Here is a 12,689-nt window from a genome sequence, read left to right as displayed (position 1 = left end):
CTTGCTCAAGAGCCTTCACGCGAGCTTCGCAAGAAGGACAGTATCGCGTCACTAGCTCGCCTGGCATCAAATCAGCCCCGGTGGATGTATATTTTTAGAAAATACGGCGCCTTGGAAATAGTAGTTGGAAAATCGGTAAGTCTCAATTCGCAGTTTGGCGTACCGGTACGTTATCGACGTGGCGAGTTCAAACGACGCCAAGCCGGCTTCTCAAGCTTTCTATGCGTTACCGCCCGTCGATGCTTATGGGGTCGCTGCTTATGGGGCGGGGTAAGAAGAGAGGCGACACCCAAGGGGCCGTTCGCCAAACCGCATTCACCGTGCGGGAGAAGCTCAACGCGCTGCAACGAAGCGCTCGAAGAAACGAAGCGGAGGGCATGGGATTCTACCCCCCTCGCTTTCGTAACCGCCTAATGGCGAACAGTTTCGGGCCTAACGTCGATACCGGTAACGGTTTGCGCCGTAACCATCATCTCTCGTTAAATCCGGTTGTATCCCGTCGTGGAGGTCAGCAACAGGGACAAAACCGGGACAACTTTTTGGCGCATCGTGCGATGGGAGTTCTGCTAGCGCTCGTCCTCGCGGCAGTGCTTGGCGGCTCATCGCCAGATCGTGAAGACGACATTCTGCCTCGCCCGATTCGGAAGCACCGCAAAGCCCGCGAAGAGCAAGGGCTACCGGAGGACAGCGAACTTGAATCGCTGGCGCGTGAATATCTCCGGCTAGCTGCTGCCGCGTGGCCAGAGCACTTAGCGAGCGGCTACGTCCCTCATGCTGGCAGTTTGGTTGTCGGATCGATGGTCGCCGAGTTTAAAGAACGGCACATGACCGGCAAAGTTGACGTTGAGGCGATGAATCGGCTAGCAACAGTTGGGCTAAAGATTGCGGCGAACTACCCCCGCTACAGTGACCACAACTCGCAGCCCAAGAGTATCGCAGACCAGGTGCGTGAAGCTATTGCGTTCGCAAAATCGCGAGGGCTATTTATTCCATGGGGGCTGATTGTGGCTGACTTCGGTCGCCGTGCCACTCAAGGCCACCGTCAGGGATTCGAGAATCTGCTGAAGATTGTTCGCATCAAAGCCTTACGGCTCGAAGCAATCATCATCGACGATTTCGACCGCGCGAGCCGCAATGATCTAGAAGCATGGAAGCTCGCCGGAATGTGTAAGACGATGAAGATCGGGCTCTATGGGGCGAGTGACGGATTCCACATCGACGACCCAGACTGGGACTTCAAGGTGCGCATGCCCGCGACAATGCCTTCTCTGATCCATCGGCCCCAGCTGCAGCGGCTGAGATTCTAGAATCTGAGAACCGGAAAGGTATGTCGATAATTGGCGACCTCCAGGAAGAGATCAACCTGCGGCAAGAGATCGCGCGAGCTCGAATGGCAGAGCGCGACGCGGCTATTGAAGCTATTCAGCAGCAAGAGAAGATGCTGGCAAACGCTGAGCGGCAGCTGCAGTTGGAGGAACGGAAGCTTCAGTCGTTCAAGGCTCAGATCGGCGCGCTGTCACCGATGGAAGTTGACCAACTCAAAGACATCGACATGAAGCTTAAGTCGGGCGTCGATTTGAATCCGTTCGAGATGGAAGCCCTGCAACGAAACGGCGGTGATCGAGGTCGACGCGAGGCAGACAAGATCAACGCCAAGCGATTCGACTCGCTAGGCATCGACAGTAACACGTTCCTTGGCGGTGATGGTGGTGCGATGAAGGAGGCGGCGACTGCCGTTCAGGAGATGACCGCCGCCCTCAAAGAACTTACCAAGGGGCTCTCGAGCACCGAAGCAATCGCCAAACTTGAAGACGAGAAGAAGGAGCTTCAGAAGGCGTTCAGCGAATTTAAGAAGGAGCAGATCGACCTGATTAACTCGATGATCGAAACACTGAAGTTGAACAACGCGGCGATGGCAGAGATTCAGATGGCGTTGATGGTTGGATACTAACGGTCAAGCCTGAACGTCGCGTCAATGTCTCGTATCTTCTGCTGAAGATCAGCTCTTCGGCCGGCGTCGCGCCACGACTGCACTGCGCTGGTAATCGTGAGAATCGGAATCAGCAGAACCGTCCAGATCACCAGCGACGCGATCGAGAACTTCCAAGTCAGCTGAAACACCGAACGCCACGGCATGTCGCCGTCGATCAGGACGACACGCGTGGCAGGCTGAACTGGCGGCGGCACAGTCGACATAGCTTGATCCTCGCAGCCCGCGGCCGGCGGTCCCGGCCTGACGCTCTTTGACATCTTACTCGCCCCGCCGACGTCGCGAATCGCGCGGGGCGTTTTTTTGCTGGTCGCCTGACACCGAATCAGGTGTCGAGGATTAAATAGCGCCACGATATATTCAGGATTTATCGACCACGCTACCTCGAATGATACTTGGCAGCGTAATCTCCGCCTTGCGGCGACCCGCCTCACTAGATCCGCTCATCGATTCCAAAGCGAAGAATATCAGTTATCCCGTCGCCGTCCAAATCCACAAAATAAAAATCCGACGGTTTGTAAGTCGCATGGACAGTGTTGATCTTAATCCAGTCCTCGCGTGCACCACGAGAAACAAGCCAGTCATTTCCATCTATCCTGAATACGTCTGCGATCCGGTCGTGGAAAAAGCGTCCGACGCCTAAATCGCTAAGCGGATACGGCCGATCCCATTTTTTGAGGGTGGCCGTCTTGCTGCTAGGCCGTGTAGACCAGTGCGCCTTCCATTCGTTCCCGTCCGACCACATTGCATGCGATATGCGATCTCCGTACCAATCCGCAAACGCAATGTCATTGATGCTCGGAAGCGACGGATCTTCGAAAAGCAGTTTCCACTGTGAGTCATTTCGAGGCCCGTCTGCGGCTGTGTTGTCGGAACTCCAGGTCATGATCTTTGTGCAGCCGTTTGTGGAATTAGGCTCCGTTTTCACGACCCGCGTGTACCCATCAAGGTCGACGTTAGCGACTTGAAGCTGGGAGCGATCTACTCCCACAGAGAATCCTACGGGGCTGACATAATCCCATTGCCTCAATGACGTCGTGATATAGAAACGATCATTTTGTAGTTTGAGTATCCCCGTGGACCCCGCGGCCATGAAGTCGCCAAAAAGAAAATCGGCTACCGGGTAAGGCGAACTGTGGAGATCTAACCTGATGCGATCGTCAAACGCACCTGAATCGGGACGAAATCTCAGGCACCACCAGTAGTGCGCCTCGCTACTAGATGACACGCGCTCGCCACGTACAAATAGTTGACAATTTGGACGACGGTCAGGAAAGGACGCAAACCGGCCGAATGCAGCTTGCCCAGGATCAACGAGATTATCACCAGGTGTGAAAATGCGAAGCCAGGGACTTCGCCCTCCCCAAGATACGAACCAACCTGGCTTAAGTGAGTTGAACTCGTTCCTGTAAGCTTCAACGTTCCCAAAATGAAATCGCTGTCGAATTGCATCCTCAGGTTGACGATACCCATAGCAGGCATTATTCGAGAACACTGCTCCACTGCTTGGCCTGCCGCGCGGGTAGAACGCCGCTGACGGCAGCGGCGTATCACCGGGTTCGGAATCACTATTCGGGACATTGAAATCGTTGTATTGAATTGCGAACTGGTCGCCGGCTTGATCGGACTGGTCTCGTCGGTCGTACCCGCCATGCACGTCACATGCAGTGGAATTGGTCTTGTGTCCACGGGCGTGGAACGTGTTAAAGGAAGCAGTGTAATTTGACCCAGCCGTTCCAGTTGATTGGATGTGATGTCGGTTTCGTTCAAAACGATTTGCTACGATGATCGATTGCGCTTTGCTGTGGGCGATTCCGTAACCGTTGCCATCTTTCTGGTTGTGGTGGATGTGGCAATGGTGAATCTCAGCGCTGGCTGTCGGCCCAATCGTATCCAAACCGCCGAGAAAGATCGCTGCATGTGTCCAACCGTAAAGTTCACAGTTGTCTATCTCCAAACGGTCGTATTCTTGGTTAATAACCCCAATCCGCGAGCGTGGCGACTCTGCAGTTTTCTCATCCCTGCCCCAAACGCGAATACCAGTGATTCGAACACTGGGGCCATCAACAATAAGAAGCTGCTTGTCTTCTAAGTCGTGCGTGCGAGTCAGCAAAGCTCCCTTCGAGTTATTCAGTCCACGTCCGCTAGCTAGGGTGACGTTGGCTGGAATTTTTAGCGCCCAAGGGATTTCGATTGTTGCTGCATCATCGACGTAAATGATCTGCGGCGTGCCATCGGCCGCATGCAGAGCGTCTGCGAGTTCATCTAACGTCCGTACCACCTGCGATTGAGCAGGGTCTACGCGTCGTGTGTAGCCTTCACCCCCACCTATGGGATTACCCGTGTTGTTGGCGGACGCTCCGGATTCCATTTCAATTCCTTCTGGACAGAGGGGGTGGCTTAATCCTTAAAAAGAATTTTGCGTCTCTTCACGAATAGTTGTTGACTGCCGAGCGAATGGTCGGCCACCTGATTGATGATCAGGCGATTTGCACAAGAAACTTGCTGTTCAACCGCAACCCCAAACTCGTCGTTACTCGTTTCGCTACCGCCGGCGTGTTAATCCGTGCCTAAATTTCCGTGCCAACGGTGGAGTTGCTCCCATCGTCGCTCATCAGCGATTCTTTCAATCTCCTCAACGCTCGGCCCAGATCGGCACAGGCGGCTGCTGACGAAGTGCTCAGATATGTTTGCGGCTGCAGTTAGTGTTTTATTGAGAGAATTGAGTTCTTTGATTGGCTCCTCAAAGATGGCAAACCGCTCGACCAACTTACCGTCCGCGAGCGACGCTACCTCAACGTGCTTCCGGTGCTGATATTTATCTTCGTAACGCTGTAACCCCCTTAGCACCTCTTCGACCCAAATAGTTACTTGGCTCTTGATTAGAGATCGCACGAGCTGGTGAATGCGAGCCATCGACTGAAAGTAATCACGTGTAAGTCGGCGCACATCTACACGCTTGCCCAGCGATGTTAGATCATCGGCGATTTGCTTTTTGAAGCCCCCGTCCGCCACAAGCGCAGGACCATCAAGGTACGGAATTGACCTCCATTCGGTGTCAGACGGAGCGTCAGGGTTTCGGAACATATCCATGTTGACCCGACGCAGAGGCAATCCGCGATGCTGGAGGTAGTTGCGCAGGCCCTCCATGACTCTGTACGACGCACTAGCGTCAAATTCTTCGTTGCGAGCCGCTTTCAGCTTTGCACGTTCAGATGACTCATGCCCAAAGATCTGACATATCTCTCGGTCTACTTGGTCATGGTAAAGCCGGCACGCTGTCAGGAAGTTGACGAGCAGGCGATTGAATCGATGGATGTTTCCGGCCAAGTGACTCCATTCGGTCTCGAACCGAAGCAAGCCGTCGAGGGAGTGTTCCAATAGAGCAAGTTCAAACTCGCGAAAATTGCCGACGATATAGCTGTACTTCTCTTCGACGTCCAGCGCAACGAAGACGCCTTTCTTTGCCGCGTGGAGCGATGTGAACTCTTCTTTCGTTAGTTCGATAACGAAGTCTTTTTCCGATGAAAAGCTACGGCGGATCACGAATCGATCCGGCGCTGAATGGTCATTAGGCATTACTGTTTTCGCTCACTGGAAGCCGTCGTCACTAAATACCAGACTCGGTCGTAGAACACCAACAGCCAGGCGCCGTTCTCCGGGGAGTCATTATCTAGGCGATGCCAGTAATGAAAGACGCCGGCTTGAATCACCCTTGGAGGACACTCCCGGAGCCAATCGACAACTCTATCGCGCCCATTCCTTGCGGCTACCTCTGCCTCGTTGAATGAAGAGTCAATCATGGCGGAAATTTGAGTTGTTTTCGGCAGTCGCGCGTGATATTCGCGAAAATACAACCCGCGGACGGTTCTTCGAACAACGCGGTCAAGACGTTCGTAGTCGACCTCAGTTCTGAGCCCTTCACCTAGAAAAATTCCCGATGGTGTTACGAGATTGACCGTCTCCAATCTCGATAGGATTGCAGTGCGAAAGCCCTTCGCTTCCGGCCTGAATAGACCACGGAGGCCGGTTTGCATGACTTGTAACGCGCCTTCGTTTCCCTCAACGTCATGCCTGGTCGGCACAGTGACGCTGAAGTACTGGTCGTCCGCCGAGAATGCTTGATTGCAAGCTCGACAGCAAGGAACTGATACAAGCGTGCTGGGGTGCGGCTTAGGGAATATGGCTTTGGGAGGCACGTGATCTCGAGTGACTGCAACTCGATCGCAGTATACGCAAATCTCGGCTCGCTTTCCCTTCTTCCCCCGCGCCATTACTACTGTCCCTCACTCACGCCAAGGCCCATGCTGCTCCAGCCAGCGGGACCCGCCGCGCCTAGCCCTGCCTCTCACTTAGCGCCCTCACCCATCGCTGGTGCTCACGCGTCGCGTCCGGGCATTCCTTTGGGTAGTCCGTCACGGCCAGCGGTGTCATCAGGCTATTGTCCCTTAACATCCAGACCGCAGTCTCGTGGATCTCGCGAGCTTCCATCGGCGGCTCGATCCCAACGCCTTCCCAGACGTTGAAACCAACGGCCTTAAACTCTTCTAGCGACAACTCCGCCTGGCGGTAGAGAGCGACGATGATCGCGTCTGTCGAAAAGAGCCGGCAAAAGGCGTCCAGTGCCGCCATCTTCCAGTTGGCGAAGTCAGGGTGCACGTCGAAGCGGTAAAGGAAGACGATCGGGTCCGCTAGGGTATCGAGTTCGTCTACACCAAAATCGCCGTCGGCATTAAGGAACGAGTTGTAGAGATCAGCCCAGCCCTGGCTGTCAGCGTCGGCCACGTCCCATGCTTCCTCGCCCCATTCGGTCACTTCATGGCGACGGATCTCGTCGGCGAGCATGCGGCCGACAACGAACGACTCGGGGCCATTGTCGATCAGCTCAAGAGCCGTATGGGCACGCAGCCTGATGCGCCATGCGATGACGCTGTCGTCGGGCTCCATGCGAAGCAGGTGATGGCGTTGGGTTGCGTCGAGCCAAATCATTCGGCACCGCTGGACTGGAAAAGGTCACCTGATCCCGTATCAGAGCGACGAGCATTGTAGGGCAACGGGTTACGGCGACGCGATACCCAGAGGGCTACTTACTTCGGCCTGTTACGTCGTCCAGTTTCCGCTGATTCAACTCGCAGTTGACGGAACTCCTCCCGCATTTCCGAGCGAAGTTGGTCGAGCCGGGTTTGGAATTCGGACCGGAGCGAAGCCTTCAGGCGCCTGAGCAGCCAAGATCGCATCATGAACGTCAGTGTCCCCATCACGACGGTTGTGATCGTGATGCAACCAATCATGGCTCGCATGAGTTCCGACATTCCAGCTCCAAACGGCAGTCGAGTAGAAAAGTGAACGCCGGACACGTCGCTCTGTGCGATTGGAGCGGCCGGCCTGACCGCGGAGTCACCTTAGTCGAGGTCACGCTACCGCGGCCCTGTAGGCGACCTAGTGTCGATCGCGATTTTCGATGCTCGCTGAGCCCTCCCGAGAGCGTACCGCTGACAGGTATCGCGAATGGCGTAGAGGTTAGCCAGAGAGATGCCGGCGGCGGCCGAGGGGTCTTCAGCAATCGACTTCGCTTGCGCCAACAATTCGCGGTCGTCGATTGTGTCGCAGCGGATGTGGCGCCCGGTGATTTGGATGTGCCGGGGGTGGTTGTCTTTCTTCACTGTGCTCTCCATCGCAGGGGGAACGCGGCCGAGGCAATATTGACACTGGGCATTGGGGCAGTCCATACTGTCCCTGTCAGCATACCGCTGACCGGCCGTCAGAAGCCGATCTATGAGGACAATTCGATGACTGTTTCGTCAGACCGTAGGCCCGGTAGTGTGTGTGCGTGCCAAGCTGTGAAGGGGGTAGCCCCGGAGCAAGGTACGCGCGGGAGTCTCATAGCTCCTTCTGAACCGCATTACCGGGCCTACAGTCTTTTCGCGTCGTCATCGGGTTGTCAGAGTCGCCTCAGTGATAGGGGCGATCGCCCCGCTGGGGCGGCTTCTTTTCGCGACTATCCGAGCGGCGCCATGGAGAGCAACTCATGGCTGCTGGTTCCAAGCTTCCCGCCACTCTGAGGGGCGCGTGCGGCAAGGTCTTACAAGGACGTTTCACGGTCGCCCGACTGCTGCCTGATGCGAAGGCCGTCGTGTCGGTTAAAGGTCTTTGCCGACTCGTTGAACGTCCGTCGGGTAAGGTGTTCGCTGAGTTTGTCACTCGACGCTTCGCCCACCAGCAAGTGGCGCTGCAGGTCTTCTGCCAAGAGGGCGAGTGGATTGAAGCCGTCGATTACGAGACCGGAAAAGTACTGAACTTCGACAACCGCGGTCTGTCCGACGATCCGCGCGAGCGCTCGTATCAGGTTCACCACTTCAGCAGCGGACTACACGCTGACGAGAACACCGTCAAAGTGCGACGGAAGGTCTACCACCGTGCGCAGGGTTTCAAGCTTGGTCGCTTGCTACCTGGCCCGGCTAAGCGGTTTGAGACGGTGAAGCTGTTTAAGCCGAAGAGTGAGGATAAACGCCCGTTTCGCTCAGCGCAGAAACAACACGCTTCCTGAGTTCGGCCTCTCACGCCAATCATACTGAACGATCTCATTTCCTCGTTTGGTGTGCCGCTGGAGGCCTGGGGACGGCCGTTGTGCGTACTCTCCGGCTTTTGTACCTCGCCTCCACCGCGGCAGACTCTGAAAGGTAGTTGATATGTTTGTTACTGAAGCCGTTGGCCAAGCAGCATCATTTGCAGCTGTGCCAATCCCCGCCGGTCGCGAGGCTTTATCTCTTAGCCATAGCCCGGAGAGCTACGCCCAGGCGCTAGAAGCGTTGGGACCAGAGCCGCAGGGCGACGATAAATACGAGCCGAGGAACTGGCCACGGTGGTTTGGCAAGAAAACGATGCTCGGCGATGAGCCAGGTGAGGGCCATGCCGTAGAACAAGTTGCCGCCGACGGTTCGTCGGTCACCGTTTCGACTGAAGATCGCTATCGGATCATCGAGGTGCCGTCGGGGCGCGTTCTAACCGAACTCAAGCTGCTTTGGGAGACTACGTCGGAGGTCGACACGATGGCCAGCGGCCGTGAGCACGACAACGATCCCTATGCGATTGCCGTCTCGTATGAGCTCATTTCCGCAATGTCGCGGCAATCGGAGATCACCTGGGAGGACATTTCGCTTCGGCCGTCGCTGGTCTACTACAAGTGCGACTACTGCGGGTCGGACTGGACGCAAGAAAAGGATTGCTGCGGAACGTCAGGCCATAAAGGAAGCGACTCGAATCCTCTCAAGAGGAGCGATTTGTGCAAGGCTCGCGAGATCGAACGCATCCGGCGGGTTGGCCATCGCCGTATCAATGCGAGCCTCAGCGGCCATCAGAAGTTGCCATTCGTCGGGAGAGTATCGGTTAGCGGCCATGAAGCGAATTATCGACCAACGGGCCTGGAGTATCTACGTTTCTCGTGCCGGTGACCAAACGACCGCCGAGCGTAGCTAAGCGGTTGTGACCATCCGACTTAGCGTGGTGACCAAGCCACTCAGTGAGCGGTGCAGACCAACCGGGACCGAATCAGCCCGTTTTCGTTGACGTCGAGCAGAAAAGCCTGGGAAAAGCCCGCGAATCGAGAGGGACCGAAGTCCGAGTGCGACCACCGGCGGCCACCACAGACTCGCCTGAGAGATCTACAGCGGCCCGCCGGCGGAAGCGAGCAGTTGTATCGCAGAAAACCGCGAATTTGTCACGAGAAGTTTGCAGCTGCCGGGCAGAGAAAAAATTCGCCGGCGGCCGTTGCGAGGTGGGACTTGGACCAAAGTGCAACGGCCAACCGGCGAGGCAGGATTGGAAAAGCGGAGAGCCGGTTCAGGGCGACTCCCCGCTCTTGACGTTCGCCTCATTTTGTCCCAGCCAGGAGCAGTCTTGAGACGAAGCGTCGAACTGGATCGGTTAGAAGTCGTTCATCGTGGCGGTATACGGAGCACAGCTAGTTGCTCGGAGCAGCGCCGCCAGGCGTCGTCTGTCCGCTAGTCGTCCCCCCCGTTCCGGGGGCAGTCACCGGATTTGAAGAACCGCTCGTTGTGTCGTTAGGAGCAGGCGCTTCCGACTTTGAGCAGCCGCCGCATAGCGCGACGCCAAGGAGCAGCGCGGCAAGTGATAGCAGCAGTTTCATGTTTTGACTCCTCGGAATCTTAGGTTCGTTTTGCAAAGCAATGCGAACGCTATGCCGAGACACCCCTAACCCTTTGGAGACCCACCAGATGAGTGACCAGATCAAAGTCCACGTCGTGAAATACAAGTCACGACCTAACCTCGTGCTGCGGTACGTCGACCCTGTGACCGGCAAGCAGGTGGCGAAGTCTGCCAAGACCTCGCGCCGTCGGGACGCCGAGCGCGCCGCGGCGAAGTGGGAGGCCGAGCTGCGCGAGGGCCGCTACCAGCGTCAGAGCCGCATGACCTGGGCGGAGTTCCGCGAACGGTACGAAGAGGAGAAGATGGCGACCCTGTCGGGCAAGACGCTCGCGGCTTGGGAGGCTGCCGCCAATCACCTCGAGCGGGTGGTCTCGCCGAAGCTGCTCGCGACCGTCGACTCGAACGTGCTGAGCCAGTTTCAGGCCAAGCTGCTCGCCGGAGGTATGAAGCAAACCACGCTAGCCAGCCATCTACGATCGCTGCGCGCCGCGTTCAGCTGGGCGGAGCGTCGGTCGCTGATCACCAAGGCGCCGCGGGTGGATATGCCCAAGCTCACCAAGGGCGATCGCACGATGCGCGGCCGGCCGATCACCGCGGAGGAATACGAGCGGATGCTGACAAAGGTCGCGAACGTGCGCAAGGGCGACGCCGAGCTCTGGAAGCGGCTACTGCGGGGCCTTTGGCTGTCGGGACTGCGGCTCAGCGAAGCGCTGCAGCTGTCGTGGGACGCTGACGCGGCGATCACCGTTCGGCTTGGCGGTCGCTACCCAATGCTGCGGATCTTCGGCGAGGCTCAGAAGTCGAAGCGCGACGCCCTGCTGCCGATCGCGCCGGAGTTTGGCGAGTTCCTGCTGGCGGTTCCCGAGGCGGAACGCAGCGGCTTGGTGTTCGGCATCGAAGGGCTGGTGCGGGGCAAGCCGATCGACACCCAGCGGGCCAGCCGGATCGTGGCCAAGATCGGCGAGGAAGCGCTCGTCGTAGTCGACCCGAACGTCGTCCGGCTGAGAGTCCACAAAAAGACCGGCGCCGTCACCAAGGTTCCCAAGTGCGCGACGGCTCACGACCTCCGCCGCGCGTTCGGAACCCGGTGGTCAAAGCGGGTGATGCCAGTGATGCTCCAGCGGCTGATGCGCCATGCGTCGATCGAGACGACGATGCGCTACTACGTGGAGCACAACGCCGACGACATTTCGGCGGACCTTTGGAACTGGCAGGGTAACGTTTCAGGTAGCATTCCCCCAGAAACGCCAACAGCCGCGACGAGCGCGGCTGCGAGTGAAGAGCGTAAGTCGTTGCAGAGCAACGAACTCTAGAGCGGAGGGCATGGGATTCGAACCCACAACCCCTTTCGGGGCACCTGATTTCGAGTCTGCAAAAATATTGCGTAATCACCGGAAAATATCAAGCTGCGCGACAAATGCGCAAACGAGCCTACGATCGCTTCTTGCGGAGCCGGCCATAGATGGCCCCAGCCATCGCCCCAAGCGCCCCATAGAGGATAAGGCCGAAGACTATGTTGAACCACATCGTGGTCATGAACGGCGGCGGCTGCCCAGCTCCATCGCCCCACACGAACAAGAAGCCCCCAATTGCGATCGGCATCGCGGCAATCGTTATCACACTGATCAAGTTTTTAAATACTCCCGGCTCTGGAAGAATCGCCGTTCCCCGCTGCATCACCACATAGGCAACCGCGAAAAACGCAGCCCACAACGCCCATCCAGCCAGCATGCCGACGATGTGAGGTTTCATGCGGGCATTATAGCAGCATATCCGGCACGGGCGCCAAATTGGCGCCAAACGGGCCTCGAATATGAGGATTTATTCCCGAGTCGGATTTGGCGCCGATGCTAGGCGCCTGCATGTTTGAGTAGTGCCCTACTCTTCTCTGGAGTCCTCACCATGAACGATCTGTTCGCCCGCCTAGACGCCCTCAGTGACAACGATGTTGCCCTCGTGCAAGGGTACGCCAGAGTAAAGCTGTGTCACCAATCTGGCATCAGAATCGCCCGAAGCTCAGGTCAGGCTGCTGCGGACTTCCTCATCGCTTGCGACAGCTTGGATCGCTTCTCGCTAGTCCGGATCATCGGCTATACCCGGCACCCCATCGCTGCATAATTAAGACACACCAATGAAATGTATCCGTTTCCGCCCTCCCGCTGAGGGTCAGCCAACGCCAACAATCGACATCCCCTACCACGACTTCCTTGTGGAGAAACTAGACACTCACTGGACTTTGACGCCCCACGAGCGCGAGCAAGTGCTGAAGCTGCTACCGCTGATCGTCTGGGATTGCGTGAACGCCACTGACGAGTGGCCTGCTTATATGCCTAATCTCGGCGAGGAGTTCACGATGTTCCCGAACCATCCGTGGATGCGTTCAATGATGGGTGCCCTTGCGTTTGAAGTGTTAACTAAGGCGGCCCTCTTCGCGCAGTATCCCGACCAGTCCCCTTTCACGCCTGCCGAGGTTGAGGCGGCATCTTGGGGTAGGCTCCAGGGCAAAGTACCTAAATCGGCTTAGCTAAAGAGC

At 57.0% G+C, this 12,689-nt stretch carries 14 protein-coding genes; 7 read left to right on the top strand and 7 right to left on the bottom strand.

The window, feature by feature from the left end; all coding sequences use genetic code 11:
- Positions 1–413: 413 nt before the first annotated feature.
- Complete coding sequence (locus PLANPX_RS18380) at positions 414–1,307, top strand: recombinase family protein (RefSeq protein ID WP_172992157.1); 894 nt, start codon at positions 414–416, stop codon at positions 1,305–1,307.
- Positions 1,308–1,327: 20 nt separating this feature from the next.
- Positions 1,328–1,951: a hypothetical protein gene (locus PLANPX_RS18375; protein WP_152100142.1), complete on the top strand. Its 624-nt coding sequence runs from the start codon at positions 1,328–1,330 to the stop codon at positions 1,949–1,951.
- Here the strand turns inward: PLANPX_RS18375 and PLANPX_RS18370 are convergent.
- From PLANPX_RS18370 to PLANPX_RS18350, 5 genes are all read right to left on the bottom strand, one after another.
- A complete protein-coding gene (locus tag PLANPX_RS18370) occupies positions 1,948–2,196 on the bottom strand; it encodes a hypothetical protein (protein ID WP_152100141.1) in 249 nt (82 codons plus the stop codon). The two genes, PLANPX_RS18375 and PLANPX_RS18370, sit on opposite strands and share 4 nt — an antisense overlap.
- A gap of 227 nt (positions 2,197–2,423) precedes the next feature.
- A complete protein-coding gene (locus PLANPX_RS18365) occupies positions 2,424–4,361 on the bottom strand; it encodes a right-handed parallel beta-helix repeat-containing protein (protein ID WP_152100140.1) in 1,938 nt (645 codons plus the stop codon).
- Between the two features lie 188 nt (positions 4,362–4,549).
- A complete protein-coding gene (locus PLANPX_RS18360; protein ID WP_152100139.1) occupies positions 4,550–5,536 on the bottom strand; it encodes a hypothetical protein in 987 nt (328 codons plus the stop codon).
- Between the two features lie 789 nt (positions 5,537–6,325).
- Positions 6,326–6,937, bottom strand: coding sequence for a hypothetical protein (locus tag PLANPX_RS18355; RefSeq protein WP_232536170.1), 612 nt, complete (start codon positions 6,935–6,937; stop codon positions 6,326–6,328).
- A 470-nt stretch (positions 6,938–7,407) separates the two neighbouring features.
- The gene (locus PLANPX_RS18350; protein ID WP_152100137.1) at positions 7,408–7,653 is read right to left on the bottom strand and encodes a hypothetical protein; all 246 of its coding nucleotides are present in this window, start codon (positions 7,651–7,653) and stop codon (positions 7,408–7,410) included.
- Between the two features lie 365 nt (positions 7,654–8,018).
- Between PLANPX_RS18350 and PLANPX_RS18345 the strand changes: the two genes are divergently transcribed.
- Positions 8,019–8,537 carry a hypothetical protein gene (locus PLANPX_RS18345; protein WP_152100136.1) on the top strand — a complete coding sequence of 173 codons (519 nt, stop codon included), beginning with the start codon at positions 8,019–8,021 and terminating at the stop codon, positions 8,535–8,537.
- 142 nt (positions 8,538–8,679) lie between these two features.
- Positions 8,680–9,441, top strand: a complete 762-nt coding sequence (locus PLANPX_RS18340; RefSeq protein WP_152100135.1) for a hypothetical protein — start codon at positions 8,680–8,682, stop codon at positions 9,439–9,441.
- A gap of 509 nt (positions 9,442–9,950) precedes the next feature.
- Here PLANPX_RS18340 and PLANPX_RS18335 read toward each other — a convergent pair.
- Positions 9,951–10,136, bottom strand: a complete 186-nt coding sequence (locus tag PLANPX_RS18335; RefSeq protein ID WP_152100134.1) for a hypothetical protein — start codon at positions 10,134–10,136, stop codon at positions 9,951–9,953.
- 88 nt (positions 10,137–10,224) lie between these two features.
- Here PLANPX_RS18335 and PLANPX_RS18330 point away from each other — a divergent pair, with 88 nt between their 5' ends.
- Positions 10,225–11,469 carry a tyrosine-type recombinase/integrase gene (locus PLANPX_RS18330; protein ID WP_172992156.1) on the top strand — a complete coding sequence of 415 codons (1,245 nt, stop codon included), beginning with the start codon at positions 10,225–10,227 and terminating at the stop codon, positions 11,467–11,469.
- 118 nt (positions 11,470–11,587) lie between these two features.
- Here PLANPX_RS18330 and PLANPX_RS18325 read toward each other — a convergent pair whose 3' ends face one another.
- Positions 11,588–11,908 (bottom strand): hypothetical protein, encoded by a 321-nt coding sequence (locus PLANPX_RS18325; RefSeq protein WP_152100132.1) that lies wholly within the window; start codon positions 11,906–11,908, stop codon positions 11,588–11,590.
- Positions 11,909–12,058: 150 nt separating this feature from the next.
- Here PLANPX_RS18325 and PLANPX_RS18320 point away from each other — a divergent pair, with 150 nt between their 5' ends.
- Complete coding sequence (locus tag PLANPX_RS18320; RefSeq protein WP_152100131.1) at positions 12,059–12,274, top strand: hypothetical protein; 216 nt, start codon at positions 12,059–12,061, stop codon at positions 12,272–12,274.
- A gap of 13 nt (positions 12,275–12,287) precedes the next feature.
- Positions 12,288–12,680: a hypothetical protein gene (locus tag PLANPX_RS18315; protein ID WP_152100130.1), complete on the top strand. Its 393-nt coding sequence runs from the start codon at positions 12,288–12,290 to the stop codon at positions 12,678–12,680.
- Positions 12,681–12,689 lie beyond the last annotated feature (9 nt).

Source organism: Lacipirellula parvula, assembly GCF_009177095.1.
GTDB lineage: Bacteria > Planctomycetota > Planctomycetia > Pirellulales > Lacipirellulaceae > Lacipirellula > Lacipirellula parvula.
Note: the sequence above shows the minus strand (reverse complement) of the source record. Positions and strands in the feature narration are given on the sequence as shown.

Bases quoted from the DNA above. Each gene is read 5' to 3' on its own strand.
- PLANPX_RS18345 (WP_152100136.1), top strand. From the start codon at position 8,019: ATGGCTGCTGGTTCCAAGCTTCCCGCCACTCTGAGGGGCGCGTGCGGC.
- PLANPX_RS18335 (WP_152100134.1), bottom strand. From the start codon at position 10,136: ATGAAACTGCTGCTATCACTTGCCGCGCTGCTCCTTGGCGTCGCGCTA.
- PLANPX_RS18375 (WP_152100142.1), top strand. From the start codon at position 1,328: ATGTCGATAATTGGCGACCTCCAGGAAGAGATCAACCTGCGGCAAGAG.
- PLANPX_RS18370 (WP_152100141.1), bottom strand. From the start codon at position 2,196: ATGTCGACTGTGCCGCCGCCAGTTCAGCCTGCCACGCGTGTCGTCCTG.
- PLANPX_RS18315 (WP_152100130.1), top strand. From the start codon at position 12,288: ATGAAATGTATCCGTTTCCGCCCTCCCGCTGAGGGTCAGCCAACGCCA.
- PLANPX_RS18330 (WP_172992156.1), top strand. From the start codon at position 10,225: ATGAGTGACCAGATCAAAGTCCACGTCGTGAAATACAAGTCACGACCT.
- PLANPX_RS18365 (WP_152100140.1), bottom strand. From the start codon at position 4,361: ATGGAATCCGGAGCGTCCGCCAACAACACGGGTAATCCCATAGGTGGG.
- PLANPX_RS18380 (WP_172992157.1), top strand. From the start codon at position 414: ATGGCGAACAGTTTCGGGCCTAACGTCGATACCGGTAACGGTTTGCGC.
- PLANPX_RS18325 (WP_152100132.1), bottom strand. From the start codon at position 11,908: ATGAAACCTCACATCGTCGGCATGCTGGCTGGATGGGCGTTGTGGGCT.
- PLANPX_RS18320 (WP_152100131.1), top strand. From the start codon at position 12,059: ATGAACGATCTGTTCGCCCGCCTAGACGCCCTCAGTGACAACGATGTT.
- PLANPX_RS18340 (WP_152100135.1), top strand. From the start codon at position 8,680: ATGTTTGTTACTGAAGCCGTTGGCCAAGCAGCATCATTTGCAGCTGTG.
- PLANPX_RS18355 (WP_232536170.1), bottom strand. From the start codon at position 6,937: ATGGAGCCCGACGACAGCGTCATCGCATGGCGCATCAGGCTGCGTGCC.